At 42.0% G+C, this 26,928-nt stretch carries 23 protein-coding genes; 8 read left to right on the forward strand and 15 right to left on the reverse strand.

The window, feature by feature from the left end; translation table 11 throughout:
* Nucleotides 1-35: 35 nt before the first annotated feature.
* Nucleotides 36-458: a gamma-glutamylcyclotransferase family protein gene (locus AC5JMF_RS07185; RefSeq protein ID WP_495795016.1), complete on the forward strand. Its 423-nt coding sequence runs from the start codon at nucleotides 36-38 to the stop codon at nucleotides 456-458.
* A gap of 84 nt (nucleotides 459-542) precedes the next feature.
* Here AC5JMF_RS07185 and AC5JMF_RS07190 read toward each other — a convergent pair whose 3' ends face one another.
* The 3 genes from AC5JMF_RS07190 to AC5JMF_RS07200 form a co-directional block, all read right to left on the reverse strand.
* Complete coding sequence (locus AC5JMF_RS07190) at nucleotides 543-1,148, reverse strand: anti-sigma factor family protein (RefSeq protein ID WP_495795017.1); 606 nt, start codon at nucleotides 1,146-1,148, stop codon at nucleotides 543-545.
* Nucleotides 1,149-1,305: 157 nt separating this feature from the next.
* The gene (locus AC5JMF_RS07195; RefSeq protein WP_495795018.1) at nucleotides 1,306-1,962 is read right to left on the reverse strand and encodes a sigma-70 family RNA polymerase sigma factor; all 657 of its coding nucleotides are present in this window, start codon (nucleotides 1,960-1,962) and stop codon (nucleotides 1,306-1,308) included.
* Nucleotides 1,963-2,491: 529 nt separating this feature from the next.
* Complete coding sequence (locus AC5JMF_RS07200) at nucleotides 2,492-2,644, reverse strand: QAALIT motif small membrane protein (RefSeq protein WP_495795019.1); 153 nt, start codon at nucleotides 2,642-2,644, stop codon at nucleotides 2,492-2,494.
* Nucleotides 2,645-2,891: 247 nt separating this feature from the next.
* On the opposite strand from AC5JMF_RS07200, the gene AC5JMF_RS07205 reads away from it, so the two are divergent.
* Nucleotides 2,892-3,761: a L,D-transpeptidase gene (locus AC5JMF_RS07205; RefSeq protein WP_495795020.1), complete on the forward strand. Its 870-nt coding sequence runs from the start codon at nucleotides 2,892-2,894 to the stop codon at nucleotides 3,759-3,761.
* A gap of 85 nt (nucleotides 3,762-3,846) precedes the next feature.
* Here the strand turns inward: AC5JMF_RS07205 and AC5JMF_RS07210 are convergent, their stop codons facing one another.
* The 7 genes from AC5JMF_RS07210 to AC5JMF_RS07240 form a co-directional block, all read right to left on the reverse strand.
* Entirely contained in the window at nucleotides 3,847-4,392 is a 546-nt protein-coding gene (locus AC5JMF_RS07210) for a late competence development ComFB family protein (RefSeq protein WP_495795021.1), read from the reverse strand.
* 125 nt (nucleotides 4,393-4,517) lie between these two features.
* Entirely contained in the window at nucleotides 4,518-5,453 is a 936-nt protein-coding gene (locus tag AC5JMF_RS07215) for a M23 family metallopeptidase (protein ID WP_495795022.1), read from the reverse strand.
* Between the two features lie 469 nt (nucleotides 5,454-5,922).
* Nucleotides 5,923-6,981: an AEC family transporter gene (locus AC5JMF_RS07220; RefSeq protein ID WP_495795023.1), complete on the reverse strand. Its 1,059-nt coding sequence runs from the start codon at nucleotides 6,979-6,981 to the stop codon at nucleotides 5,923-5,925.
* A gap of 152 nt (nucleotides 6,982-7,133) precedes the next feature.
* Entirely contained in the window at nucleotides 7,134-7,841 is a 708-nt protein-coding gene (locus tag AC5JMF_RS07225) for a DevA family ABC transporter ATP-binding protein (protein WP_495795024.1), read from the reverse strand.
* A gap of 121 nt (nucleotides 7,842-7,962) precedes the next feature.
* Nucleotides 7,963-9,138, reverse strand: coding sequence for an ABC transporter permease DevC (gene devC, locus AC5JMF_RS07230; RefSeq protein ID WP_495795025.1), 1,176 nt, complete (start codon nucleotides 9,136-9,138; stop codon nucleotides 7,963-7,965).
* A 296-nt stretch (nucleotides 9,139-9,434) separates the two neighbouring features.
* On the reverse strand, nucleotides 9,435-10,628 hold the full coding sequence (locus AC5JMF_RS07235; RefSeq protein WP_495795026.1) for an ABC exporter membrane fusion protein: 1,194 nt from the start codon (nucleotides 10,626-10,628) through the stop codon (nucleotides 9,435-9,437).
* Between the two features lie 294 nt (nucleotides 10,629-10,922).
* Nucleotides 10,923-11,738 (reverse strand): hypothetical protein, encoded by an 816-nt coding sequence (locus AC5JMF_RS07240; RefSeq protein WP_495795027.1) that lies wholly within the window; start codon nucleotides 11,736-11,738, stop codon nucleotides 10,923-10,925.
* A 257-nt stretch (nucleotides 11,739-11,995) separates the two neighbouring features.
* Here AC5JMF_RS07240 and AC5JMF_RS07245 point away from each other — a divergent pair, with 257 nt between their 5' ends.
* The 5 genes from AC5JMF_RS07245 to AC5JMF_RS07265 all read left to right on the forward strand — a co-directional run bounded on the left by AC5JMF_RS07245 (nucleotide 11,996) and on the right by AC5JMF_RS07265 (nucleotide 20,146).
* On the forward strand, nucleotides 11,996-14,497 hold the full coding sequence (locus tag AC5JMF_RS07245; RefSeq protein ID WP_495795028.1) for a hypothetical protein: 2,502 nt from the start codon (nucleotides 11,996-11,998) through the stop codon (nucleotides 14,495-14,497).
* A gap of 181 nt (nucleotides 14,498-14,678) precedes the next feature.
* Entirely contained in the window at nucleotides 14,679-15,944 is a 1,266-nt protein-coding gene (locus AC5JMF_RS07250) for a hypothetical protein (protein ID WP_495795029.1), read from the forward strand.
* Nucleotides 15,945-16,056: 112 nt separating this feature from the next.
* Nucleotides 16,057-16,257 carry a hypothetical protein gene (locus AC5JMF_RS07255; protein WP_495795030.1) on the forward strand — a complete coding sequence of 67 codons (201 nt, stop codon included), beginning with the start codon at nucleotides 16,057-16,059 and terminating at the stop codon, nucleotides 16,255-16,257.
* An 80-nt stretch (nucleotides 16,258-16,337) separates the two neighbouring features.
* Nucleotides 16,338-17,498 (forward strand): hypothetical protein, encoded by a 1,161-nt coding sequence (locus AC5JMF_RS07260; RefSeq protein ID WP_495795031.1) that lies wholly within the window; start codon nucleotides 16,338-16,340, stop codon nucleotides 17,496-17,498.
* 101 nt (nucleotides 17,499-17,599) lie between these two features.
* Nucleotides 17,600-20,146 (forward strand): trypsin-like serine peptidase, encoded by a 2,547-nt coding sequence (locus tag AC5JMF_RS07265; protein ID WP_495795032.1) that lies wholly within the window; start codon nucleotides 17,600-17,602, stop codon nucleotides 20,144-20,146.
* Between the two features lie 777 nt (nucleotides 20,147-20,923).
* On the opposite strand, the gene gnd is transcribed toward AC5JMF_RS07265, so the two are convergent.
* Nucleotides 20,924-22,363: a decarboxylating NADP(+)-dependent phosphogluconate dehydrogenase gene (gene gnd / locus AC5JMF_RS07270; protein ID WP_495795033.1), complete on the reverse strand. Its 1,440-nt coding sequence runs from the start codon at nucleotides 22,361-22,363 to the stop codon at nucleotides 20,924-20,926.
* A 323-nt stretch (nucleotides 22,364-22,686) separates the two neighbouring features.
* Here gnd and AC5JMF_RS07275 point away from each other — a divergent pair, with 323 nt between their 5' ends.
* Nucleotides 22,687-23,391 (forward strand): Ycf66 family protein, encoded by a 705-nt coding sequence (locus AC5JMF_RS07275; RefSeq protein ID WP_495795034.1) that lies wholly within the window; start codon nucleotides 22,687-22,689, stop codon nucleotides 23,389-23,391.
* A 174-nt stretch (nucleotides 23,392-23,565) separates the two neighbouring features.
* On the opposite strand, the gene AC5JMF_RS07280 is transcribed toward AC5JMF_RS07275, so the two are convergent.
* The 4 genes from AC5JMF_RS07280 to AC5JMF_RS07295 all read right to left on the reverse strand — a co-directional run bounded on the left by AC5JMF_RS07280 (nucleotide 23,566) and on the right by AC5JMF_RS07295 (nucleotide 26,922).
* Nucleotides 23,566-23,856: a hypothetical protein gene (locus AC5JMF_RS07280; protein WP_495795035.1), complete on the reverse strand. Its 291-nt coding sequence runs from the start codon at nucleotides 23,854-23,856 to the stop codon at nucleotides 23,566-23,568.
* 147 nt (nucleotides 23,857-24,003) lie between these two features.
* Complete coding sequence (locus AC5JMF_RS07285) at nucleotides 24,004-25,032, reverse strand: Npun_R2821/Npun_R2822 family protein (RefSeq protein ID WP_495795036.1); 1,029 nt, start codon at nucleotides 25,030-25,032, stop codon at nucleotides 24,004-24,006.
* Between the two features lie 15 nt (nucleotides 25,033-25,047).
* Nucleotides 25,048-25,938, reverse strand: coding sequence for an Npun_R2821/Npun_R2822 family protein (locus AC5JMF_RS07290; RefSeq protein WP_495795037.1), 891 nt, complete (start codon nucleotides 25,936-25,938; stop codon nucleotides 25,048-25,050).
* A gap of 3 nt (nucleotides 25,939-25,941) precedes the next feature.
* Complete coding sequence (locus AC5JMF_RS07295) at nucleotides 25,942-26,922, reverse strand: Npun_R2821/Npun_R2822 family protein (protein WP_495795038.1); 981 nt, start codon at nucleotides 26,920-26,922, stop codon at nucleotides 25,942-25,944.
* Nucleotides 26,923-26,928: the final 6 nt, after the last annotated feature.

Raw genomic sequence — 26,928 nt, forward strand, 5'->3', positions numbered from 1 at the left:
GGTGGGCAAGGTAATCAGTTGGTAAAAATTAGGTAATGATTGAATCAAATATAAAATTTTCTGGTTTGGTACAGGTTTTTGTCTACGGTACGCTCAAACCAGGTGAAGCTAATTATCAAAAATATTGTGCTAGCAAGGTAATCGATGCTAGAAAAGCATTTGTATTAGGTAAACTATTTGCGTTACCGATGGGCTACCCAGCCATGACGCTTGGAGACAGTCAAGTCCACGGTTATTTACTTTCTTTTACCGATTTAGGGATTCTCAACGAGTTAGATGTCTTAGAAGATTATCAACCCACTAGACAAATGTCAGAAAATCTCTACACTCGGCAAAAGATCATTGCTTACGAACCAAACGGGCTACCCCTCGGTTGGGCTTGGGTTTACATCATGACCCTAGAGCGAGTTTACCAATCAAAAGGTGTCCCCCAACTTGATGGTAGGTGGAGGAGCTAAATTTATCCGCAAAGCAGTTTATTGTTAATCGCCATCACCTATCTTCTTGTAGGAAGTGGCATGGCAGTTTTTTAACTCAGCACCTCAATTAATGTCATATTCAACCTTACGCTGTTGCGGCCGTAACTCCTTGAGTGGATCTTCAGGAGAGGTCACTGCTGCTTTGGGAATTTCAATTACTGGGTTATTTAATCCCACCATCAGCGGCGAGACTGGAATCATAGTTTTCGTTGCTTCTACTGGTGGTTTTTGCGCCAGTTGGGGTACTCTTGATTCGCCACCTAGCAGCAAGCTAGATACTAACCCGATCAAGCAAGCTGCAATGGTTCCACCTCCTAGTACCCACGCTACGCGGGAACGACGGTGTAGACGTGTCAATACTTGCTGCATTGTTACTTCTGGCGACTGCTGGTTTGCTGGGACTGAGAGAGTCCGCAAACCTTGTCTTAGCTTCAACAGCCGAGCATACAAGCATTGAACTGAGGCATCGTTTGCTAGCCATTCCTCCACTTGCTTGCGTTCGGAAGCTGTTACCTCACCATCGAGGTAAGCACTCAATAACTCGAAGCGATCGCGCTTCACCATATCCATAGGGCCCGTTGATTCATTGGTATGCTTAGCCACCCCATCCGACAACTCTTGAGGAAACTGCCAGCGAGAAGGGTCATAAAACTGAGAATCAGTAGTCATATTAACATTATTACCAATTCATACACGGGGAAGAGAAGCGGACGATCCTGAGAAATTAATCAATTTTTCTCCTGATGGCACAAGCAATCGGTATTTTCCTAACAATTCTTAATCAATTCTTAAATTTTGCAATTTATTAGGAAAGACATACTGTAAGCTAAATGTCTAGATAATTTTGCAATTGAGCTTGCAATCTCGATCTAGCCCTAGCTATTCTTGATTTTACAGTTCCTAAAGAAACACCAGTGATTTCGGCAATTTCTTCATATGCCAAACCCTCGATTTCTCTCAGGACAATAGTTGTACGAAACACCTCTGGTAAATCCGCGATCGCTTCTCGCAATTGTTCGTAAAACTCTCTAGTTGTCAGTTGTTCTTCTGGGCCAGGGGTATCTCCGGCGATTTCCCAATCCATTTCGCCATCGTCTAGCGATCGGGGTGCATCCAGCGACAGGGGACTAACAAATCGTTTGCGTTTGCGTAGCTCATCATAAAACAAGTTGGTAGCAATCCGGCTGAGCCAACCTCGAAATTTGGCAGGTTCTTGTAATCGGTTAATATTTCGATACACACGAATCCAAACTTCTTGAGCTAAATCAGCTCTATCAGACCAATCTGGAGCCAAATGGTATAAAACCCTATCTACTTGAGTTTGATAGCGACGCAATAGTTCTGCAAACACAGCACGATCCGGTCGCAGCCCTGCTTGACAACGCAAAATTAGATCATGATTAGAGAGCTTGTCAACTTGCACTGATGCTTCTGGATACTTTGCATCAACCGTTGACCAGGATACAGTGATCGATTGACTCATAGATCGTACTGGCTTTAAATCATCCCTTTCTATTAGACCTGCTAACTGAGATCAAGTTCCTGGGTTAAGTGACGGATTTATGACTGGAACACTGAGATGTACAGGTTTGGGAATATCCTAGACCAAGAACGGGGTGTGAGGTGTAGGGGAAAAGAACTCTAATCTATATACATCCTGGCCCAAAACCAATAGAGTACAAGCCCCACCAGTTTTCAAGCTTGACACCCACGGTCAAAATCCCACAACGGAGGTATGAAAATACTTATACTCCCCACTTTCAATATAGCATAGCAACAATAAGCACATGTAATTGCTTTTGGCAACTGTGTATGTACGCTTGATAAAAATAATTGAATCTAGTTATTAAAGATAAGGATAAAGATTTTGCACTTGATAACTTCAAAGTTTCTCCACAATAAGCTACTTTTTAGGTGTCTAAACTTTGCATTCTAGATTTTAGAACTGTTTGATATCTTCAAAAACTGGGGAACAATATCTGTAATTTTAACTACCGTGGTCACTATGAACGTTATTTTTTCGATTTTGTTACTAGAATAGTTGCTGTATTTTGTGGGTGTTGCTGGTAGCTATTGCCAGAACTAGTTTGTTCAGGTACACGAACTTGAAAAAAGAAATTGAGGGAAAATGTAATTGTGATTGCTAGCAATAATTTTTCAAACATGGTCTTTCTCCCGCCCACACCATTTGTGATTGATTGCTACATTTCGATAGTTCCAGAAAATGATTTTTCTAGTAAAAAATTTTTCTGCCAAGATCATCTGCTATAGCCTTAGTTTGCCCAAAGGTATCAGCAGATTTATAACGAAAGTAAAAAGTTTTGATAAAATTTTGACAATTTGACAATATAATGCTTAGCTGATCCAAGTTAAGCGGCTGGATATGTCAGGGATAAACAATAGGCGAAAGCAATGGTAAGAAATGAATCTGTAGCGCGTATGGTCATGTTGCTCTGTTTTGGCACAGCAATTTTATCTCTGGCTGTCCATTGGCGGATTACGACAGCAGCAGAACAACTGGAGAAGCCAGCATCTGCTTCCCCACCGCGAGACTCTACCCCATCAAAATCTCAACAAAGCCGTCCACAAGGCGTTTACAGAAATACCTCACAAGCGAGTTCACAAAAAGCAGCAATAGATGTGTCTGCACTTCCCAGTCAACCCACACAGAACTCAGTTGCCAAACAGCACTCTCAACCAAAATTATCTGCTAGGCGTAATGCTGATGTGGAAAAAATTAGCAAAAAAAAGATAGCCAAAACAACTGACCGACCAAATAAGACAGGATTAGTTGTGTCAGAAGCAACACAGAAACCAATAACGAATGACCAACCACTGTTTTTATTATCTCAAGCTTCAGAACCACAAAAATTAACTGATAGACTAGCAGCGCAGCAGACGCAAGTCGTTGTTGACTTGAGCGATCGCCGCGCTTATGTTTACGCTAGAGATGAGGTTATAGCTAGTTATCCCCTGGCTATAGGTAAAAAAGGCTGGGAAACGCCTACTGGTTCTTTTAAAATCAGGCACATGCAATATCATCCGATTTGGCGTCACCCGATTACCGGCAAAGTATTTGAGGCTGGTACTGATAGTCCTTTAGGGGATAGATGGATTGGTTTTTGGACAGATGGACGTAATCACATTGGTTTTCACGGCACACCAGATACCGAAGTCATGGGAAGCGCTGTATCTCACGGTTGTCTGAGAATGCGTAATCCTGATGTGAGAGTACTGTATGAGCAAGTAAAGATAGGCACGGAAGTGGTGGTGCGTGATTAGGGAATGGGGGACAGTTTTTCTATTTCCTAATAGTCATTAGTCCTGTGTATAAAACTAATGACTAATGACCAATGACCAATGACTCTTAAGATTGCGATTTTTGCTCAAAGTTAGGCGCGTATGACTGAAGTAAAGCGCTGACTTGGCGTACAACTTCGTTGCCAGTACTTTTACCCAGTGCCTGACGTTCTGGGAAGAAATTGGGCCGGTCTAAATAGCGACTGATTGCCTCGCCTATTTGCTGAGAAATTAATTCTTGCAGTTCCGCCTTAGCGCGTTGGCGCTGGTAGTTGGCACCTTCTTCTGTAGTAGCGTACAGGGGTGGTAGACGGTTGAGGGCGTAAGCGGCAATATCTCCCACATCTAAGGAACTTTCGCTAGTAGCTTCAATTTCTGCTACTCTGGCGATCGCTTCTGTTAGCACTAACTCTTCCATAACATTGATAAACTGTTTGCGAGGTACCGCCACTACCTCACCTGTTAGCAATGCTCCCATCAGACGATCTAGCGCCATATACTCCTCGATTGAGAGTTCCGAGGCGTTATCACAGATTCGCCCAACTTCTGCTTCCATTGCTGGTGTAAGATAGCCATCTTGGAGAGCTTGTTCTACAATTTTTTCAATACTCATAACGCTCATCATTTTTACGCTAGCCAAGTAAGGTAGGGACGGTATCAATTTAATTTATTTTGCCTAAATTTTCAGCAAAAATATACAACCTATCTGAACAAAAGCGAATAAATTTTCCTTACTAATTAATTAAAGACCCTAGTTCGCCAGGGTATTGGGTCAACAGATAGTCCATTGACATATAAACCCCAGTGTAAATGAGGGCCTGTAGAGGCACCTGTTGAACCCACTGCACCAAGTAATTGACCGGGTTTGACGACATCCCCTTCTTTGACATTAATCCGACTTAGGTGCATAAAAATACTGGTTACTCCTTGACCGTGGTCAATGCCAACGACGTTACCATGAACTCGGAACCCTTGGGATACTCTACCCACTAAAGCAACCCGCCCAGCTGCTGGGGCGGTTACAGGTGAACCTGCTGCGCCAGCGAAGTCAACCCCACGATGGTAGTAGTCTTTGGCAAATTTACCATTGTAGTAGCGACGTACACCATAGATTGTTGACATCCTACCTGCATTTGGCTTGAGAAAGATGCCGTTCCAATACTTTTGCGGGGTTTTCAGTGCTTTCAAGGTTGCTACGCGTTTCAGTTCATACTCTGTGGCTTGCACCCCAGCTTTGCCAGGTGGTAGATTTATGCGTTGTACGGGGAATTTGCGATCGCTTACTTTCACAGCCAAGTTTTGTACCTGTCCATCCCCGGTAACTCTAAGTTTTCTGGTTCCTGCTTTTTCCAATGGAGTTGTAGGAATAAAAGCCCGATATTGGTTGGGTGCAATTTCAAATGCTGGGTATGTGTTTTCACCACTAGCCACTGTTGGATTGGTGTTACTCTCTGGATTATCCAGATTAATCAATACCGACAGCGTATCTCCCAATCTAGGATTAGTTGGAGTCATTTTCACCTGTAGGGCATCTACAGGCAATACTAAAGTTATGGGAACAGCAGCAAGCATTCCCATTAATAGATTCATTCCTCGGCGATTAACTGTCAAGCCTTTGACGCTAAAACCGAGCAAATTTTTCTGTAAATTATTAGTGCGATCCTCGGTAATCATAGAGCTATAAAAAAATCCCTTGCTTCTGTTGAAGAACAGACTAGCTTATTACTAGTAGTGTTTCCTAACCGCTGCAAATGTTTTTGCAGGTCAGAAATTTCACCAAGCGCCTTAGAAATTGAACTCTGATAACCGGGGTATATGCCATTGGGAATGAAAATGGATTTGGCTAGATTAGCGCTAAGGCGCTTGCACGGTTTACCTAAAAGCATAGTTTTTTAGGCAACAACGGCTAGTTTAACCTTTATTTAGCTTGACTGAAAATACATTTGGGATTTTAATATATGTAATTTTTATCAAAAATTATTACATTTCTATCTATGGGAGATTATGTAATGGCAACTGTTAACATTCTCCCGGAATTAAATTTGGGCGATTGTGGAATCAAACAGCGATCGCAGGCACAGCCCGTATTACACTAAGCCAACAGTCGCTCAAACAATACCTCCTGATTCCAGTTTGGGATGATTTAGCCGAACCAGGCAAGCCAGAGAGGAAGCGCCAGAAATAACCCTATAAAAGTCAAAGCAATACTGCTGGCTAGCAGGTTCCGATCTAATTCATAAACTTCAGCTAAAATTAGTACAGAAAGCCCGGTAGGTGTTCCAGACATCAGCACGAGTACCAAACGCTGTTCACCGCTCACACCTAAACAAGTAGCACCTAATCCTACTAACGCAGGCACAATAAAGACTTTCAACGCACTGGCAATTGAGGCACTTTCTAGACTATTCCATCCTTGGATATTACCTAGTCGCAGACCAACCAGCAATAAAGCAAAGGCGATTACAACCCAGACAGCTTGGTCTAGTCCTGACTCAACTGCTGCGGGCAATTTGATAAATTGCGTATTCAAGCCAATAAAAAATGTCCATAAACTAGGCACAGTTGCTAAGTCTCGTAACTGAGTCCACCAATGGTTTTTGATTTGGTTGTTCCCAAAATAGCTAGCAATTAAAACAGCTATACCGTACGTACCAACAACGTTGTTAGTAACACTAAATAATACTGCCCAGTCAGTATTGTCTGGGCTAGTTAGCACTTGTGTGAGTGTCAATCCAACAAAACCTGTATTACCTAAAATTGCAGCCAGGATAAAGCTGCCTAAACTTGCCCGCAACAGAGGATCATCAGGGTTTTTATTAGAGTTCAGCCCAGTTTTATCTATGACGGATAAACCAGATGAATCCCTACTAGGGGTTGAAATTAAAGATGTATCGATGGATAAATCTAGACTTTCTGGTTCTGATGGCACTGTTCGATTCGTTAATAGTTGCCATCCCCACCACATTAATACTGCTAAACCTATACTCAGCAGTAAGATGACCACTGCTATTCCAGGTATCAATCCGCCATTAGATAAGTTAGTGCGGCGTGCTAAAACTAAAAGTTGCAGTGGAATTCCAACCCAGTAAAGCGCTTGACCTAGTAGTTTGAGAAAATTTTCTGGGGTCAATCGAGATATTAAAAGTCCTAAGCCTATCCAGGTAAACAGAGGGATGTAAGCATGGAAGAGGGAATCAATCATGGTAGGCACCTTAATTTAGGTGTCGGATGAATTGTGTTTGTAGCCTATTTACATAATTCCTTTACTATTTTGAAACTTGTTGGGACTATTTGGGGAATGGGGAATTGGTTATTTCTCCCCCTACACCCTACTCCCTACTCCCTTGTTTTTGGTCAAGCCTTTGCTGTGTGGTTCATGATGTGGGTTTCTAGTTTGCCATCTTCCATGTGGACAATGCGATCGCCAATATCCAAAATCCGATTATCATGAGTCACCATTAAGATGGTACAACCTTGTTCTTTCGCTAATTTTTGCATCAAATTAGCCACGTCTCGACCCGATTGACTGTCAAGGGCGGCGGTGGGTTCATCTGCTAGAACGATTTGCGGATGACTAACTAGGGCGCGGGCTATAGCTACCCGTTGTTTTTGCCCTCCAGACATTTTGTTTGGGTAGTAATGAAGATGATTTCCTAATCCTACTTGCTCTAACATTTGAATTGACCGAGCTTGCACCTGTTTTAAGCCAATATGCTGATGCAGTTCTAAACCCATTCTGACGTTTTGCAGCGCTGTCAAACTGCCATGTAAGTTATGTGCTTGAAAAATATAACCATTATGGCGTCGTACTTGTATTAGTTGTGCAGTGCTAGCATTAACAAGTTCTCGTCCCAACACTCGCAAACCACCATATTGAGCAGAACGCAATCCACCGACTAAAGTCAACAGCGTAGTCTTACCAGAACCAGACGGCCCTGTCATGAGAATAATTTCACCAGCGTTAATTTCTAAGTTGATGTTATGCAGAATTTGCTTGCGAAGTGAACCGTAACCAAAATAATGGTCGAGATTTTTAATCGAAATAACTGGTTTGTTTGTCATTTGTTTTATTAGTTATGAGTTATTTCTCCCCTTACGAATTACGTTAGCGTTAGCGAAGCGGTAGCGAGGTACGAGCGTCAGCGGTAGCGACGAAGGAGCGTCATTACGAATTACCCATTCCCTAAAACATATCCGCAGGGTCGGCTGCTTGGAGTTTACGGGTGGCGATCGCACCCGAAATTGTACACATGATGATGGTCAATATCAGCACTTGTAATCCTCGAAGTGCTGTCATATACATTGGTAAATTGGTGGCGGTGCGAGTTAGTTGGTAAAGTCCTAAAGAAACTGCTACTCCTGGAATAAAACCTAGTGCAGCTAAAATTAACGCTTCTTCAAATACCACACTCAGTAGGTAGTAATTGCTATACCCCATTGCTTTGAAGGTGGCATATTCTCTGACGTGGGCATTGACATCAGTAGACAGGACTTGATAAACAATAATCACCCCGACTACAAACCCCATCGATACACCTAAGCTGAAAATAAAGCCAATGGGTGAGTTGGTTCGCCAAAAATTGTTTTCAAATTCAATAAATTCTGCGTGGGTTAAGACTCTGACATCATTTCTCAAGTAGGCTTTTAAGTTTGCTGCTACTTTTTTGGGGTCGTAACCTGGTTTTACCTGAATCAAACCCAAACTAACACTGCTTGACTGTCGCCTGGGAAATAGTCGCAAAAAGTTTAAATCACTAGTAATTAAGCTACCATCAGCCCCAAAAGAAGCCCCAACTTTGAATAATCCACTAACGGTAATCGTGCGCCCTTCTATTTCGGTGGTCAATATTTTACCTTGGTCAATTTGGGCGATCGCTTTTTGGTAATCTCCTCTGGCACCACGGTCAAACAGGACTGTATCTGGCATTTTAATCGCCTGCAATTGCCGATTGACATCGGGTAAATCAAAAGCTGGCTGATCTGGGTTGAACCCAATCACTAATACCCCCGTCTCACGGCGGGTTTGAGGATTTTTCCAAATTGTGTAGCTGAAATACATTCCCTGTGTTGACTTCACGCCCGGTATATCCATTGCCTGATATAATCGCCGCCGCGAAAATGTAGACATCCCTTGCAAGTTACGGGCTTGTGGACTAGTTAAAACAATGTCTGCTTGTACACTGCGATGCAGCCTAGTGTTACTGTCGTATAGCGCAGTTTGAAAGCCCAACTGCATAAACATGAGAACATCGGCAAAAGCAATACCTGACAACGCTACTAATAAACGACTTTTTTCATGACTCAATTGCAGCCAACCTAAAGGTGTTCGCCGTCGCAACTGTTGGAGTAATCCCTTCATAGGAGTGGGGGTGGGGAGTGGGGAGATGAGGGGGATGAGGGGACACGGGGACACGGGGACACGGGGAATGATCAATAACTTAGATCTTGCACCTGCCCAATCTCCCGCCAGAGAATAAATTCTCGCTCTTATTAGGTTAAGTCCACTTAAGTGGACTAAAATCTCTGCTTTTTGTGAGATTTAGTCCTCTTGAGAGGACTTTTGCTATTAGCCATAGGTTTCTAACCTATGGCGGTTTTTGGGACTGGTGCAAGATATCAGATAACAAATGACAATTCCCAATTCCCAATTCCCCATCAAAGCTCAATTACTGCTTTCACTTGCATGTTGGTGAGGTTGGCGGCTTTTTGGCTGGAGGAGTTATCTAGTCGAATATGGACTTCTACTACTCTGTTGTCGATGTTACTTGCGGGGTCAGTGTTAACTACATTCTGCCGCCGCACTTGTAAGCCTAAACGGTCTACTGTTCCTTGCAATTCAATTGGCAAGAAATCACCGATGGCTTGTACGCGTTGCCCTGGACGAATTTTGCTGATGTCGCTTTCGTAGACTTCGGCTATTACATACATCTGATTGGTTTGCCCAATATCGGCGATACCATCATTTGATACCAACTCTCCAGGACGAGCATGGATTTCAAATACTTGGCCATCTTGGGGCGATCGCACATAAGCCTGTTTCAAATTTACTTGTGCTTGATTCATGAGGGCGATCGCGCGACTAACTTCGGCTTGGGCTGCTTCTATATCTACTCCTCGCACTTCGGTGATTTGAGATAATGTGGCGGTGGCTTCTTTAATTTGTTGCTGACTGGCTAACTGGGTGCGATTTAACTGGGCTTGCGCTTCTTGTAAGCTTTTTTGGGCAGTTTCTAAATTTAAGCGCTTGCTGTCTCGCCCAGAGGCGGAAATTGCGCCTTGTTCATACAGCGCCTGATAGCGTTTGTCTTCTGTTGCGGCATTCTGCACGGTGGCTTGTAATCGAGCAACGGTCGCGGCTTGAGTATTAATATCACCTTGGCTTTCAGCTTGTAAACGGGCGATCGCAGCTTGTTGGGCGGTAATTTCACCGGGTTTAGCTCCTGCTTGGATGCGAGACAGATTTGCCAGTGCTACTTTTACCCCCTCTTGCGCTTCTTTTAAGGCTGCTTGCAAGCGTTCGCGGCTGTCTAGGATGGCGATCGTCTGTCCGGCTTTGATTCTATCTCCTTCTTTAATTAGCAACTCCTCTACTCGACTGCCCTCAGCAGACACCGCAGCAGAGAGTTTAATTACCTTCCCTTGTGGTTCGATTCGTCCTAAAGCTGTTACTGTTTTTAAATCTGGTAAATTTGTTGGCGTTTGTGCTTCTTGATTTGCAAAATTTTGCCAGTGTTTTACTGTATAAAAACTTATGCCGCCAATCAATAAAGATGCAACCATACTAATAACAACGGACGGACGCAGAACAGATTTAGGGGATAATATATACCCTAACTTTAAGTTTCGCACTAACTGTATAAACTCCCAAGTTTTCGTTGAAAAACATGATGACTTTACGCAAAAATGTACCTGTTTGCTAATTCCGACTTTTTAATTACTCTTGATTTACAGGCTGATAGTCCATAAAAAAATTTGGAAAATGTGATTGTATTAGGAGAATAACAAGTCTCTCATAGGATAGAGAAACTTATGTTTGTGACGAACTAGTTTTATTTTGTGAATGTATTTTAGGATATTAAACGCTTTAAAATTATGAAGCTGTAACAGCGCCAACAAACATCCCAATTTTGGGTGGAATTCAAATTACTTAATGTATCTGGTTTCGCGTAAAAACTTGCGTAAATCTGCAAAGTACTTGTTGCGATCGCTTTTTTTGTAAGCTTTCTGTAGGCGTTGCCAACCGTCTTGTCCTTGATTTAACAGATACTTATCTGCTAAATAGGCGGCTAAAAAACCTTTGCCATCATCGCCTTGTTGCTGCGCTTGGATATAGGTTTGCCATAATTCTGAGGCATGACTAGCAATTAACTTAGGATAGCGACGAGTCACGTCAATCATCTTTCCTTGACGATATTGCCAGATTTGCAGGGGATAGCCAGAAGCAGCATAAGAACTAAAAGCATAAGCAAAGCTATCGTCTCGACTATTAAACTCTTGCAGTCCATCTTGATTTAAATCTTTGAGTATATAGCCACCATTACCCCATTCATGGCGAGTTTGAATGTACTTTTGAGACTTGCGATCGTAGCGATAAATCAACGAATAAGTACAACAATGCGCTCCACCTGTAAAGAAGTCTGCAATAACTTCTGGTTCTTTGTTACCATCCAAATCTAGAACTGGTAACTTATCGTCTTGAGTTAAGTCTCCAATTGGTCTGTCATATTCATTGTCTTGTGACAGCAGTTGATTAAAAACAGTTTGACCGCCGCGCACAATTTGTAATCTGATGTTTTTATATTTATATTCCTCTGGTTTTTCATAAGACATTTCCGCCCGTACATTACCTAGTTCTCCGGTAATTGTTTCTGCTTTAGTGGGTTGGGTAAATACGGTCGCTGCACTCAAAACTACTAAACCCATGAGAGAGTGGCTAAGCAAAGTATGAATAATTTTCATAATTCGTTTTGTATAGAGATAGACTTCCTTTATACAACATCCAACAAATGACCAATATCGTAAATATTGAATTTTACTCAGTACTGTTGCAGTGAGGTAGTGTATAAAGATTGCTAACGCAGAGATCATCTGCAAGCAAAGCGAGTGGTAAGATACGCATATCTTAAATTAATTGAACAGTACCTTTGAGGGTACTTTCATCTTCGTCCTAGTTTCTTTAATCTAGGAGCAGGCTTCATAGCTGCAAGGAGAAGATTATGACATCATCTGTTGGAAATACCTCCGAGTCCCAAACCTCAAACACGGTGATTGAGTCACCTTTTCCTTCATCATCCCAGTTTGTTGATGAGGAACCTGGCATTTCAGAGCAGGCAATGCAGGACTCAAGCTTCACTGAGTCTGATAGCCCATTTCCATCTATATATGAACTGGAAAATCCCTTAGAGAGCCAGGGAATTGTTGCCCCTGAGATGGAAGAGTATGTAACATTCCTTAATGAACTCTACGATGAAGAGTTTAACGAAGCGATCGCCGAACTTGCAGATGATGCAACTGAGCTTTATCAAGAACAATTTGCCAGCGAATATGGTGATGCGATCGCTCAAAAACAGCAAGCAGCCTATCTTCTAGAAGCACATTTTAATCCTTTAATTAGTGCAGCAGAAGCTTTCACTGAAGGGTTAATTAATGAACTGGAACAACATGACCTGGATACTCTAAGCGAGGCAGAGGTAGACGGAATTATTGAGCGCTACGAACCTTCATTTGAGGGTGGACTCTGGAGCAAAATTAAAAGGGGCTTGAGAAAGGCAAAAAGATTCTTGGGAAAAATCAAGAATAAGGTTAAGGGGGCGGTTAAAAAGGTCTTCAAGAAGGTTAAGCAAGGAATTAAAGCTGTTGGCAAAGGAATTCGCAAAGCAGCAGGATGGGTTAAGAAAAAGTTGTTTGGGGTATTGAAGAGGCTGAGGAAGTTCGTTAGCCCACTTTTAAAGAAAGTTTTAAAGTTTGCGCTGAATCGATTACCTTCTCAGTATCGCCAACTGGCTCAGGCTTTGGCCAAGCGTCTATTTAAAAAAGAAGTTGGGGAACTGCAATCACCTGAGTCGGGAGAAGATACAACTGAGGACATCTCTGCAATTCAGCGTGAGTTTGATGAACAGGTTGCAAATCTGCTGTTTGCGGAAAGCGAAGCAGATATGGATGCCACGGTTGCCAGTTATGCAGCTGAAGCACAACAACCCATTACAGAAGATGCGATCGATAACCTAGATCGCGCCCGTGCCGAGTTCATTCATCAAATCACTCAACTCAAGGATGGTGAAGATCCTACCCCCGCAGTCGAAAACTTTGTGCCTGTAATTATGGCAGCCCTACGAATTGCCTTGCGAATCATTGGCCGTCAAAGGGTTGTAAAATTTTTAGCCAAATTATTAGCAAAGCTGATTCGGAATTTTGTTGGTCAGAAGTATGCTCCCCTACTGTCGCAAGCCATTGTCGATGTGGGTTTGCGATTGTTTGGATTGGAAGTCACACCAGAAGATGAAGCTAATGCCGGTGGTGCAGCGATCGCCGCTACAGTTGAAGAGACGGTTAGGAATGTGGCGACGCTACCAGATTATGTACTAGATAACCAAGAACTGTTAGAAGGCTTTGTCTTAGAAGCCTTTGAAAAGGCAGCAGCAGCAAATCTGCCACCCGTATTATCTGAAAACAGCTACGAAAAACGTCCAGAACTGCGTGAGTCTAATGGCATTCGCGGTACTTGGGTAATGCTGCCTCTGCGGGGACGCAGACGCTACAAGAAATATACTCGGATTCCGGAAGTTAAAATTACACCGGAAATTGCACGAACAGTTAAAACATTTTGTGGGGTTCCCCTAACTATATTCTTGCGCGATCGCCTGGGATTATCGCCTGGACGCACCATCATCGCCAAATTACACATGTATGAAGCTATTCCAGGGACAATGCTCAGTCAGATTTGTCAAGGAGAGAAATACGTTCCCGGATTAGGGACTGCTGAAGCCCGTTCTCAACTGCATCCGCTCACACCAGAAGCTGCCGGAATGCTACTAGGACATGCTGGTTTAGGGCGTGAAGTTGCTTCCCGTTATCTTGACCATCAACCCACAACTGCTGTCGGACAAAGGCTTTACTACCTGGAAATTCCAGGGGCACATCCCAAAGTCATGCCTACCCCAGAAGGAGAGTCAATTACCCAGCGAGCCAGTCAAGTCAGTGTCACATTTGATTTTCCCTCCGATCAATTGCGAATCTTTGTCTTTTTAAGTGAAGCAGATGCTCAATCTATTGCCATGCGACTTCGACAAGGAACCCCAATAGGCATGGTTGTGGCATTGCTGCATTCGATACTGCAACCAAAGCTAAAAATGGCATTGTCGGGTGAGTTTGCTGGGCATGTCAAAATCATTCACGGTGCAGTGACACCAGAGTTGGCACGGGGGCCTGCACTCAGGTTGTTACCACAATTTGTGACGGAACGTTTAACCCAGCAGGTAATTGACTGGTTGGGAACATTTTTGAGTGACCACTTGAAGCAACGCCCTCAAGATTTTATTGCTGCTACAGAAGATTTTGCAGATGGAGTAACTCTCATTGCCAGACTCAATCATCCTCCGGGATTATCTACATTAGGACGAGCTTTTCGGGGAGAACCCGTAAGTTTATATAGCTTCAGCTTTGCTGATGGAATGCCTGACGCCAATATTCAAGTTTTCGCAGGATTTTATCGTGAGTAAAGCGATCGCAATCTTTTCAGAAGGCAGGAGAAACCCACGCACCATATCGTGGGATTGGAAAAAGCACAACTTGTGTCTTGTTTAAAGTTTTGACTAATGCCTCTTTCCCCCTGCCCCAGTCACTGAGCGAAGTCGAAGTGCTGCCCCTGCCTTTTTTATTACCCGATTGAGGGAGCTAAAAATGAGTTCAGAATCCCTAAACACTCTACGAATGCAAATTGCCCGTCAAGTTGCTCATTGGGTAATGGCAGCCCAACGCCTCGGCAGCCTGGATGATTTAGCTTCTTTGAGTGCTTGGGAAGGGCTTGAACGCTATTTAGGTATTGTGTTACGTCAAAATTTACTCACAGCCGTTAATCAACTGCATCAGCAAGCAAAGTTCCTTCAGGCTCAGTGGAATGCCGCAGAAACAATCAGCGATTTTAGGCGAGTTCAATATCAACTCGTTCAATTTCGCAAACGTTATCTTAGAACCGAAATTTTGCTCGACTTCTATGCTGATGCCATTAATACCCGAACAAACCCCACGATTTCTGCTCTCTTACGTGCCTGTGACGCGCTCTGCCTCAAGAGTATGACACCTTTACTACAACCATTAGGTAAATCTACGCCCCCTGTTCTAACTTACCTCGACCAAGGTTTAGGTGCATCAATCCTCAAAGCTGGTTTACGCCTTTGGGATGGAAAGACAGAGAGTGCCGTTGCAGCCATTAAAATTGTGCGGCATAACCTCTATCGCCCAACGGCTCTAATTCATGAGGCAGGACATCAAATTGCTCATATTCTGGGTTGGAATCAAGAACTAGCAGCAATACTAGAGCGGGAACTCTCAAGCGATTCAAAAGAACTGGCCCAAATTTGGGCCAGTTGGTCATCAGAAATTGCCGCAGATACGATCGCCTTCGTCTACACCGGATACGCGGCTGTTGCGGGGTTGCACGATGTTCTAGCTGGGGGCGATGCATTTGTTTTCAATTTCATTCCCGGCGATCCTCATCCTGTAAGTTATGTCCGTGTATTGCTGGGTGTGGAGATGTGTCGTCAGTTTTTTGGCACAGGCCCCTGGGATCAACTCGCCTATTCGTGGAGTCATAGTCATCTTCTCGAACAAGCTCACCCTACCGTTCGCGCTGTGTTGCAAACATCTTTACCATTGCTGCCAAAAATTAGTGAACTGGCGTTATCTACACCCATGCGATCGCTTGGTGGACAAGCACTGGTGAATTTAATCGATCCTCGCAGGGTACAGCCATCGACATTGCTGAAATTGGAATATCAGATTGGCTCAGCTCTCTACACCTCTCATCATTGGGTGCAAACAGAGGCATTAAGATTGCTCGCCCTCTCTGGCTATAAAGCAGCAACCTTACCTGAACAATCTTTAGAGATTTTGCAGCAGCAACGGGATTGGATGGTGAGGCTGGGATTGTCCTTGCAGGCGGTATAAAAATCAGGGGAGGCGATCGCTTAAACAATTCATGATCAAAAGTTTATTTGCTCAATTGAAAAATATTTTTAAGCATATTCAATTACCCAATAAATTCCAGGAGACAGCACCAATGACAAACGGAGAAACTCGACAAGATAATGCCCAATCACAACCAGCAGTTGAGGTAGCCACATCATCAGAAGCAACTCAAGCTCAATTAGAGTTTTTGGAAATTAAGCAAGCACTAACAGATAGGCAAGCTAAACCAGATCCTCTACCAGGATGGATTTTACCGCGCGTCGATTCTAAAGCTGCGGCTAGCAATCCATAGCTAATCGATTTTAGATTTTGGATTTTGGATTTACCCAATACAATTACACCCTTATTTCCCAGTCCCCAATCCCCAAACTTATGTTCAGACGCTTTACTACACCATCCGATGGTCTTACTTTTAGAAATAAAGCCGAAATCCTATTTCGCCTGCATCCTAGCGAACTTTCAGCCCTGCTGGAAATAGCATGGGACTTTAGAGTTTGGGAGGCTAATGAATCACTCGGCCATCCCAGACGGCGGAGCGATATTCCTGGACTGCCAGAGTATTTACTCAATACTCTATTTAGCTCTGCACCCCCTCAGACGGGTTTGCCTAACTTCTTCACGGGAAATCAACAACGATTTGGTATTCCCGCTAGTGTCCCACCCCGCAATGGAGTGATGTGGGATCACTTAATCTACGCTTATCTGATTGAAAATACTCGTATTTATGACATATTTCGCAAAGTCATTTACGAATATCATCATGGTGAAAAATTGGGTGTGCCTCTAGCTAGTTCTCAACACTGGTTGAGAAATACAGAAGAACTATTCTTCAGAGATGCAGCCCCCTTTAGTATCTACTCAGTGGGTAGCTATGTGCGTCCAGATTCCGGGGCGTCGCGTCGTAATGCTTACTACCGGATGTTTGGCATGGACTTAAATCATGGCATGGAAAATGGTCAACCCTATCCTTATGTCAAACCTGATACCGCTAACCGTGATTTTGTCAGTACGTGGGAAGAGTTTCTCAGGGAAGTTTGGGTAGCAATTTCTAATCAAAATAACACTAGCGGCACTAATCCCCAAGACGACGCTGCAATTCTTGATTTGGCAAAAAGATTACATGACATGCTGAGAACACGCCGCACTAATGGGAACTTATCTCGTGAGGAATTCTGGTATGTCTCAATGATGTCATGGTTCCATCTAGCTGTTGAGTTTGATACACCGATTGTGAATTCTTTGAGGGCTGAGGGTGCGAGTGAAGAGGAGCGATTAAAGAAAATTGGGGAGCGGGTTAGTATGCCACCTCATGGCAGGTCTTTCTATTTCTTTTTGTTAAGCGATCGCATGTCATGGATTTTGACACAACTGGAAACGGATATCTATCTCAATGAGTTAGCAATTCCGGGTTTCTACACCGTTGGTTCTCCAGTAGAAAGGGTAATGAGAACAATTATTACCTACTGGTCGCAAGCTACAGGTCGCAACATGAAAGAGAAAGCACGCTCTGTCTCAATTCAAAATAGGGAGTAGGGAGTGGGGGAAGAAAAAGAGTTTCATTCATAACGGGTAGTGCGCCGTCAGTGGAACACTTAAAAGCAAAAAATATTGACCTCAAAAATAAGGGGATTCCTATGATTTCTTCACCTGATTCTGATGCTTACGAGTTTGATTCACCCTTCTTAAATGAAACGGTTTTCACCGATGAAGCAGCAACAAAATCTGCACAAGCGTGGGAATCTCGACGTGCCAAGTTTGAACTAGAAAGCCCTTTCCTGCAAGCATTTGAACCAGGACAAGGGACAATCACCGAACCAAAAGATGAAGAATATGAGGAGTTTTCTGAGGAATTAGATCAAGCAGAATATGCAGAAGAAGTCTTTGCAGAATCTTGGACTGGAGAGCAAGAGCAACTAGAACCAGAGATAATGGGGGAACGTCCAAATGATTTGGATGTAGATAGAATTTCTGATGAAAAAGATATTTTAGTAAAGTCAACCATAAACACATTCGAGGCTATAGAACCTGAATTTATTAACGAATTAAAAGAAGCAGAAATCTCTGAAAGTGCTTGGAGAATGCGCCCTCCATCTCGTTATCAGGCAAATCGTTATATCTGTTGGGCAGAAGCATTTTCCTCTTGGTCAATGGTTACTAAAGGTGTACGAAAATTCCCAACAGGTCAAGACGTAATTAACTTTTTGAAACCACTTGGCTTAGTTAACACTGATGACAGTTTGAAACTCCCAAAGGGGATGGACGAGATTCAGCGTGTTTTTGGTTTGAAGTGTAGAAAATTTGAACAGGGTTATAATCTTTCTGGAATAAATTGGGTGTCTATGCTCAGACATAGCCATTTAATTGTTATTTTTAAACGACCAACAGCTAGTTATTTTCACTTTGTAGTTGTTTATGGAGTAGATCGTTTCCATATTTGCTTTATGGATCCAGAACTTAATCCAGCTTTGCCAAGTTTGGATCAAGTAAAAACAAATCGTGTTTGTGCTAAGCTTGAAAACTTTGGTGCTAGAGCAGATGTATTTTGGATATTTTGGAAAGAACAGATATTAGCTAAAGAATTATTAGAGCCATCAAATATTGATGATCAAAATAATCAGGAATTTTCGGAGTATTTGCTTGATGAAACAGAAGCAGAAGATGTTTTCAATGAGGAATTTGGGGAAGTGATACATTCTTCAAAACCCAAAAACCATTTTCTCGATAATTTTGATGTAGACACTCAGCCGTATCTAGAATTAACCGAAAACCAAGAAGCAGTTTGGCATGAATCTGAGATAGATTTAGAAGGAGTGGATTTTGAGGAAAGTGAAGGTGTTTATTTAAACACCTCATCCGATTCGGAGTTACCTGTTACAAATCAACCAACTCCAGGCTACTTTTATGAAATCCAGCATGGCAAAGGAGGTCTACTCACAACTGCTCAAACAGCTTATCAGATAAAAACCAATGCCGAACGACTGGAGTGGGCACAACAAATTAATAATCACCCTCTAAACCGTAAGTTTTGGAGAAAGCCTGCTAACAGTTTTGAGCAGAAGTACTTTCCCAAAGGGATTATTAGCTTTAACCCAACTTTTAGCTGTGGTAAGGAACAGCGCCTTGCCAGTAAAGGTGAGAAAAAGTGTTTTGCTAGGATCTGGATTCCAATCAAGGAGAGATACACTCATCCCATACTAGGTAGAGCAATTGACCTGCCCAAAAATACTTTGCTTGCCTTGTTGCAGCCAACTAGTAATATCTCTACTGCTGAACTGGAACTGCTGCAACATGAAACCTCTACGACTGAGCCTCAAAAAAAGCAAACTTTTGAGAAAGTAACTAAACCAAAAGTTTCGCCCCATCGATTTATCTGCTCTATTATTGCTACGATTCCGCATCCATCGAACAAGGATGTAGCAGTAACTTATGGGCCAGCGACTGGTGTATTGATTGGTTTTCGACATATCTTGACTGCTGCACATGTGTTGTCACAGAAGTGGCTTGACGGTCAGCAACTGAAGGCAGAAATGGTTTTTGTTACCCCTATGCACCAAAGTAAAAGTGGATTAGCAAAGGTGTACGACGATAATGAAAGCGATTTGATCAATGCGCTATTGACAAGTCACAGACCCTTGGGTTCCTTCCGAGCATCTAGCTACAAGATCCACCCTCAATATATTAATTCTGCCTCTTCACCAACTGATTCTAATTCTTCACTATTTGATATTGCCTTGATCAAACTGAATACTAGTCTTGGCAGTTTGCCCTGGGAAAAAGGGCAATTTGGCTACTGGGGTAGCTCACGCTGGGGCGATCGCACTATATTAAGTTCTACAACTAATCGCACACTGCTTGAGAAAAAGAGCATCTGCCTTGCAGGGTACCCAACACCAAGAATACCCAAACACGGGATTAATCAATGGGAAAGTCGGGGGGCTGTTGATAATGCAAATCTTCCCAAATATGCAAAAGCAGTCAAAGGTGGATGGATGAGACTGGGTTATCAGACTCAAGCTGAAGATGGGCATTCAGGTAGCCCAGTTTGGGTTACATTCACAAGTAATGACAAGACGTTTCGCAAATTGGTAGCAGTTCATAGTGACGGCGGTTCTGGCGTTGAAGCCCAAAGCGGCGTACTGATTACCCCAGAAGTTTTGGATTGGATTCAAAAATCTCAATGATAGGGAACAGGGAATAAGCTAGTAGTCATTTAAATTACATCTTTGCGTCTTAACGATTTGAATTTTGAATTGGTAAGCTAAAAAACATCTAAATTACATAATTAAATTAAATAAAACTCTTGTGGGGTGGGCCGAAAAGCCATTGGTGTCAACTTAAGCTAGAAATAGCTTCGGTGTTGGCTTCCTCACCCGCCAAGAAATTTATTTCTTGGCTAATAGCTCAAGTCTACTGAAGTAGACTCAAAATCTTGGGGGATATTCAGTCATCTTGAGATGACTTTTGCTATCAGCAAGGAACTTCAGTTCTTTGCGGGACATCGGTTCTACGTTAACTTGACGCCAATGGCCGGAAAGCCCGCCCTAATTATCCCTTTTATGTCACTCTCGGAAAGTAATAATCAAAGCAAGATTCTGAAACTTTCATCCAATCTAGCTTTGAGCCTTTATTTTCTAACAGTAACTAAAATTTATAACCAAAAGCTTAAAACTAAAGCTCCAAAAGGCTTTCAGCGATAGGCTTCTCCCAAACTGACAAAACAGGGTTATGCAAGTTATATGTGGAACAGCTTATGAATATGGTCAAAAAAATGACTCTGAAACTCAGAGTCATGACATAATTGATATTCTGAAATTTGCTTCAGTATTGAGTACTGGGAAATTGTGACAAAATTTGTGCTTGGGTAAAGCGGAATTCCATAATTTTTCCGCTTTCAACCAAATCCCCAGTCCCCAGTTCCTTTCACCTTGCACAATACGCCCATTTAGAGCAGTGAAAGATTATTTCTTATCAGCTTCAGCAATGGGAACCCATTCGGTATGGAATGCGCCAGCACCGGGCTTATCAAGACGTAGGTAGGTGTGTGCGCCAAAGTAGTCGCGTTGAGCTTGAGTGAGGTTTTGGGGCAAGCGATCGCGGCGATAACTGTCAAAATAATCTAAAGATGCGCTAAATGCAGGTACTGGAATTCCCAATTTCGCTGCTGTCATAATTACCTCGCGCCAAGCAGCCTGTCTATCAAGAATAGTCTGCTTAAACTCAGGAGCTAATAACAAGTTTGGCAATGCTGGATTTTCATTAAAAGCCTTCTTGATTTTATTCAAGAAGCCAGCACGAATAATACAGCCACCCTTCCAAATCCGCGCCATTTCGCTCAAATTCAAATCCCAGTTATATGTTTTGGAAGCTGTAGATAGCAGTGCCATCCCTTGAGCGTAAGAACAGATTTTTGAGCAGTAGAGAGCATCGCGCACCATATTGACAAATTCTTTAATTTGTCCATCATATTTGCCACTGGGGCCTGTAAGCACCTTAGATGCTGCTACCCGTTCCTCTTTAATCGAAGAAATAATCCGGGCATTTACCGCCGCTGTAATCGTCGGAATCGAAACTCCTAATTCCAGTGCAGTTTGTACAGTCCAACGTCCAGTTCCCTTTTGTCCTGCGGCATCAACAATCAAATCTACTAAGGGTAGATTCGTTTCTGGGTCAATGTATGGGAAGATATTAGATGTAATCTCAATCAAAAATGAATTGAGTTCATCGGTAGTATTCCATTCCGTGAATACTTCATGTAACTGTTTATGATCTAGTCCCGCAGCATTTTTCAGTAAATCGTAGGCTTCTGCAATTAGCTGCATATCACCATACTCAATACCGTTGTGTACCATTTTGACATAGTGACCAGAACCACCAGGGCCAATATAGGTTACACAAGGGCCATCATCGACTTGGGCAGCAATTTTGTTAAAAATTGGCGAGAGATATTCGTAGGAACTTTTTGTACCTCCGGGCATGAGTGACGGGCCATTCAGCGCACCTTCTTCACCGCCGCTGACACCCATACCGATAAACCGAAATCCGGCAGGTTCTAATTCCTTGGTGCGTCGTTCCGTATCTTCAAACCAAGAGTTGCCACCATCGATAATGATATCGCCTTCATCTAGCAAGGGTTTAAGTTGAGCAATCACTGCATCTACTGGTTTACCAGCTTGCACCATTACTAGAATTTTGCGGGGACGTTCCAAAGATGCAACAAATTCCTCTAAGGTAAAGGCGGCTTTGACGTTCCGTCCTGGCGCGCGTTGCGCCATAAACGCATCCGTTTTTTCTCGGGAGCGGTTGTACACTGCAATTGGGAAGCCATTACGCTCAACATTTAGAGCGATATTTTCACCCATAACGGCTAATCCAATCACACCAAAGCTTTGTAGTGTCATAAATTTGTTTGGCTAACTCTTGCAGATCCTTTTATCTTTAAGGGTAGTCCGAGATTTTCGCTTCTCTTCTAAAGAAGACATTAAGAGTTAATCTAAACGACAAAAATCCACAACTAACATAGATAATTGGTTCTAATTTGTATCTTAGTCAACAATTCACTGGCAAAATGAGGGATTAGGGACTGGGGATTAGGGACTGGGGACTGGGAAAAAATTTAATTTTCTAAATTAGTTTTTCCTAAAATTTCATACTCAGTACCAAATCCCCAACCCCTAGCCCCTAGCCCCCAGCCCCTAGTCCCTAGTCAAAGGAGTAAGCAACAATGCTGGCGTATGTCCTAGCTTTAGCGATCGGTCTTGGTAGCTTAGCAATTTACTTAGCAGCTTTCTTTTTTCCGGAAATCCATCGTAAGAATGATTTTATCTGGAGTGGTGTAGGACTTTTCTACGCCTTGGTTCTATGGGTGTTTGCACCGCGCATTACTGGAGGACTACTGTTAGGTCATGTAGCTAGTGTTGCTCTTTTGATGTGGTTTGGTTGGCAAACTCTTTCACTACGTCGCCAATTGACACCACTCTTGCAACAAACCCAAGTACCCAGCCCTGAGACAGTAAAAACCACAATTCAAACACAAGCAAATAAGTTATCTCTGCAAGAACGGCTTGCTCAGTTGCAACGGGATATAGGCAGCACATTTAGCGGTGTGAAAAAACAAGTAAAACAACCCGCAACTGAAAAGACATCAAAGGCAGCACAACCTGAGACTGTTAGTTCTACAACAAAAGAGCAATCCGTTGTAGAGATTCTTGACAAAACTACTCCAATACCCACTGATACAGAAACAAAAACTGAAATTATACCGGAGGTAATTCCACCAAATTCTCCATCTCCCGAATTGGTGGAAGCAGCGCAAGTAGATGTGGCAACTGAGAACAAAGAACCAATTCCCGTAGAGGAAATTGCCCCAGATGCGGTACTTGCTCCCCCAGCAGAAACGCCACCGGAACAGACACCACCACATAATTAGACTTTGTGGGGCAGGCCGAAAAGCCTGCCTTAAAAATACAAATATTGCGATAAGTCTTCAAGCGAAGATGATAAGCTGTTCCACATATAACTTGCATAATTAGGGCGGGCAAGATGCCCACTCCACAAGAGTTTTATTTAATTTGATTATGTAATTTAGATGTTTTTTAGCTTATTAGTCTTTAGTCTGACGCTCTCTAACTGCAAAAGCGTGTATGCTGAAAGTTGTCTGGGCTATTAAGATTCCCAAAACTGTACCACCAAGAGTTACCGTAGCTTGAAATTTTCTTAAATTGCGGAGTTGTTCTGTTTCAATGAACATGTTTTGACTAATACCAAACTGCCACCTTGCCGCCTCTGGGTTAAAAAGGAAACTCATTGGCAGACTCACACCATAGCCGATAATTGTAAATGCTATGGCCGTGGGAATTGTTAGTTTTAAGTTTTGAAACAGTAAAGAAAGCATAATAATCAACCGTCGCACCCACAAGTGGACAATGCTTGTAATCAACCAAAAGAATCGGTAAAAACATATAATACATCATTATTCTAGACAGTCAAATTATCATAAAGTCTATTGATGTATTTGCCTTACTGTAATTCCTGAGCAAATTTAATTGGTGATTCTATTTTTGAAATTATGATACTTCAACTTGATATTACTGATTCTTTGCTGAATAAACTTGTTGGTAGACTTTTGTATAAGTGTTAGCTGGCTTGGTTTTGTAAAGGTTTGAGGGCGTTCTTCTGGTGATTTTAAGTAACGATAATGTAAGAAAACATCACGGTAAGGAATCTCAACATCTTCACCCCCACAAAGCCGCGTAAAATCTGAAGAAGAGACACTCATATAATGTAGATATGTTAGCTTTCTTCCTTGGTCATAAAGAATATTATCTACAGCATTAAATTTGGAAGCCCAATGGCAACCCGTAGCCCCATCATAATTAGCGTAGTTATAGTAAGAAATTCCACTTTTTAAAACCAAATAATTCAGAACTGTTTGGTCAGAATCTGCCCATGCAAGTGCATCAGCTTCGCCTGCTGCTAAATTTTCTAAAAGGGTTGCTAAAGTAGTATCGCTAAAAATATGCTTTTTAGAAGCAAACCAACCAGAACAAAAAATGCGATCGCTAATATTTTCATAGGGAAAAATGTCTTGGAGTTGATCTTCTTTCCAGTCAAAAATATACTTCAAATCTGACTTATATTGAAAATCATTCGTGATCCAATCATATTGATCTAATTTTTGATAAACATCATCTAGTGGTTGCATCAGTAGGGTATCTCCATCAAAGAAGATAAACTTATCAAACGGCCCATCTAGACAACAAAGTTTTCGATGTCTTTCTATACGATAATTTGTTGGTAAGCCATATTCTTGCCAAAGCTTTAATGCTCTAGGATGAGCTTGCCAGATGCGAGTACCAAATTCTTCCCAGCGAGATATTGAAGCATAATCTTCAAATAAGGTAACATTATCTCTAGTTGCTATCTCTGCTTTTACCTTATCTAATCGCTCATTATATGGAATTACACAAACAGGAATTGTTCTACCTGCATTAGCTTCTATACTATTAAGTAAAGCAACTAATTGGTCATAAACTACATCATTGGCTAGGGTGTAAATACCATCAATCATAAGATACTCCTCATATTAAGTGCGAGCAGCAACAAAGGGTAAAAAACGGCGAGTCAGTTTAGAAATAAAAGCAAATTTACCTTCATGAAGATAGCGATAATGTTCCCATAATTGCCAATAAGGACTACCAATTTTCATCCTTGTACCAGCCCAATGAAGATATTTTAATCGCTGTCCTCGGTCATATAATGCATAATCTTGCTGTTGAAAATTGCGTGAACCGGCCCAACTGCCAGGCCCGCCTCCAGGAATTTTGACGAGATTGCCACGTTTAGCAATTAGCTTGAGAACGAGATAATTTAGAACAGGTTGATCTGTAACTCCTTCGGAAAAATCAAAATATTCGCGATGCATCGCACATTCACGTAACGCTGCATCCATTTGTTGCTCAGTAATAGCACCTTTTTTAGAAGCCCAAAAACCACTATTAAAGACATCTTCTAGTTGAGCATCTGTAAAAATTTGCTGCTCTTTTACCAATGGAGAAAAGATGTTTCGCAGCTTGTCACCAGCGTGATGATAATCGCAACAAAAGAAATCAACTTCTGCAAGTTTGTCTAAATTGTCAGCAATTTTTTCAAAAACGACAATATCAGTATCAATATAAATAAACTCATCTAAGGGGCCAAACCATGCTACTAATTTTCGCATTTTGTTTGGTAAAGCCAGGAAAGCTTGATCGAAAATTTCTCCTATGCGTTTGGTAAATTGTTCAAGCAGTTCTAAATCTGGGAAGATTTGCACGTTATGTAAGGTAGCAAGTTGTTCTGCAACCTTGTGATATTTGTCATTAAAAGGTATGAGATAAATGGTCACTTCTTGGTCATAGTAACGAATGCTATTGAGTAAAGCGATCGCATTATCAATTACCCGGTCATTGGCAACTATATAAATTCCCCTACTCATAAATTATCCTTGTTTAATTAATTTCAATTTTTGCAAAGCTCTTGTCAGTAAACTTGGTGTGGGAGTCTCATAATAATTCTTGGGAGGGCTGGTAAAAACTGGACGCTTTTCTGGCTCGTGTAAATAACGATAGTAGAGAAATAAATCTCGATAGGGAAACTCAATATTTTCGCCAGCACACACTGCTTGATTGATATTAGGGGGAACACCAATATAATGCAGGTAAGTTAATCGATTACCTTTGTCATATAAAATATGTTCTCGTTCTTCAAAATGTTTTGATGTGGCAGAACATCCTGTTTTTTGTTCATCTGGTAGTTGGCGAGCGAAGTTATAAATAGAAAGATTAGACCTCATCACCATGTAATTGATCAGTGGTTGTTCGCCAGCCCCTTCATATAAAATTTCTGCTTCACCGCTTTGCAAATTGGATATCAACCAATCCCTTTGTTCGGTGTTAAATATTCCTCGTTTGGAGCCATAAAAGCCAGAACAAAATATTTCTGAATCAATCCGCTGTTGCTCAAAAACTTTTAGTAATTTTGGAGAATTAACATTGTAGATTTTACTAACATCTTTAAATTGAAAATCGTAGACAACAAAATCATGATTATCTAGCTTTGCAAACACAGACGCCAGTGAATTCATCACTAAAGTGTCTGCATCTAAATAAATAAACTTATCAAAAGGGCCATCAAAGGCACAAAAACGACGGTGAGCGCCATAAAGACGGAATTTACTACGATTCAATCGTTCTGGTGCTGCTGAGAGCATAAATTGATCCCAGCGGTTGATTGATTCTTGATTTTCGTAAATAAATACATGAGGACGCTGAGCTATTTCCTCAGCAATTCGCTGTGTTTGATCGTCAAAAGGATAGATACAAACTGGAGTTTCTTTACCTAATATCACATCGATACTATTGAGCAAAGCCACCAGTTGATCGAAAACATAATCATTGGCAAGAGTACAAATACCATTCATAATTTA

The sequence above is a fragment of the Desmonostoc vinosum genome (assembly GCF_059505385.1).

Coding starts and splice junctions, on each gene's coding strand:
- AC5JMF_RS07185 (WP_495795016.1), top strand. CDS start 36: ATGATTGAATCAAATATAAAATTTTCTGGTTTGGTACAGGTTTTTGTC.
- AC5JMF_RS07210 (WP_495795021.1), bottom strand. CDS start 4,392: ATGAGTATTGAAAAAATTGTAGAACAAGCTCTCCAAGATGGCTATCTT.
- AC5JMF_RS07225 (WP_495795024.1), bottom strand. CDS start 7,841: ATGACAAACAAACCAGTTATTTCGATTAAAAATCTCGACCATTATTTT.
- devC (WP_495795025.1), bottom strand. CDS start 9,138: ATGAAGGGATTACTCCAACAGTTGCGACGGCGAACACCTTTAGGTTGG.
- AC5JMF_RS07255 (WP_495795030.1), top strand. CDS start 16,057: ATGACAAACGGAGAAACTCGACAAGATAATGCCCAATCACAACCAGCA.
- AC5JMF_RS07200 (WP_495795019.1), bottom strand. CDS start 2,644: ATGTTTGAAAAATTATTGCTAGCAATCACAATTACATTTTCCCTCAAT.
- AC5JMF_RS07295 (WP_495795038.1), bottom strand. CDS start 26,922: ATGAATGGTATTTGTACTCTTGCCAATGATTATGTTTTCGATCAACTG.
- AC5JMF_RS07195 (WP_495795018.1), bottom strand. CDS start 1,962: ATGAGTCAATCGATCACTGTATCCTGGTCAACGGTTGATGCAAAGTAT.
- AC5JMF_RS07245 (WP_495795028.1), top strand. CDS start 11,996: ATGACATCATCTGTTGGAAATACCTCCGAGTCCCAAACCTCAAACACG.
- AC5JMF_RS07215 (WP_495795022.1), bottom strand. CDS start 5,453: ATGATTACCGAGGATCGCACTAATAATTTACAGAAAAATTTGCTCGGT.
- AC5JMF_RS07220 (WP_495795023.1), bottom strand. CDS start 6,981: ATGATTGATTCCCTCTTCCATGCTTACATCCCTCTGTTTACCTGGATA.
- AC5JMF_RS07275 (WP_495795034.1), top strand. CDS start 22,687: ATGCTGGCGTATGTCCTAGCTTTAGCGATCGGTCTTGGTAGCTTAGCA.
- AC5JMF_RS07190 (WP_495795017.1), bottom strand. CDS start 1,148: ATGACTACTGATTCTCAGTTTTATGACCCTTCTCGCTGGCAGTTTCCT.
- AC5JMF_RS07265 (WP_495795032.1), top strand. CDS start 17,600: ATGATTTCTTCACCTGATTCTGATGCTTACGAGTTTGATTCACCCTTC.
- AC5JMF_RS07290 (WP_495795037.1), bottom strand. CDS start 25,938: ATGAGTAGGGGAATTTATATAGTTGCCAATGACCGGGTAATTGATAAT.
- AC5JMF_RS07250 (WP_495795029.1), top strand. CDS start 14,679: ATGAGTTCAGAATCCCTAAACACTCTACGAATGCAAATTGCCCGTCAA.
- AC5JMF_RS07285 (WP_495795036.1), bottom strand. CDS start 25,032: ATGATTGATGGTATTTACACCCTAGCCAATGATGTAGTTTATGACCAA.
- gnd (WP_495795033.1), bottom strand. CDS start 22,363: ATGACACTACAAAGCTTTGGTGTGATTGGATTAGCCGTTATGGGTGAA.
- AC5JMF_RS07240 (WP_495795027.1), bottom strand. CDS start 11,738: ATGAAAATTATTCATACTTTGCTTAGCCACTCTCTCATGGGTTTAGTA.
- AC5JMF_RS07205 (WP_495795020.1), top strand. CDS start 2,892: ATGGTAAGAAATGAATCTGTAGCGCGTATGGTCATGTTGCTCTGTTTT.
- AC5JMF_RS07260 (WP_495795031.1), top strand. CDS start 16,338: ATGTTCAGACGCTTTACTACACCATCCGATGGTCTTACTTTTAGAAAT.
- AC5JMF_RS07280 (WP_495795035.1), bottom strand. CDS start 23,856: ATGCTTTCTTTACTGTTTCAAAACTTAAAACTAACAATTCCCACGGCC.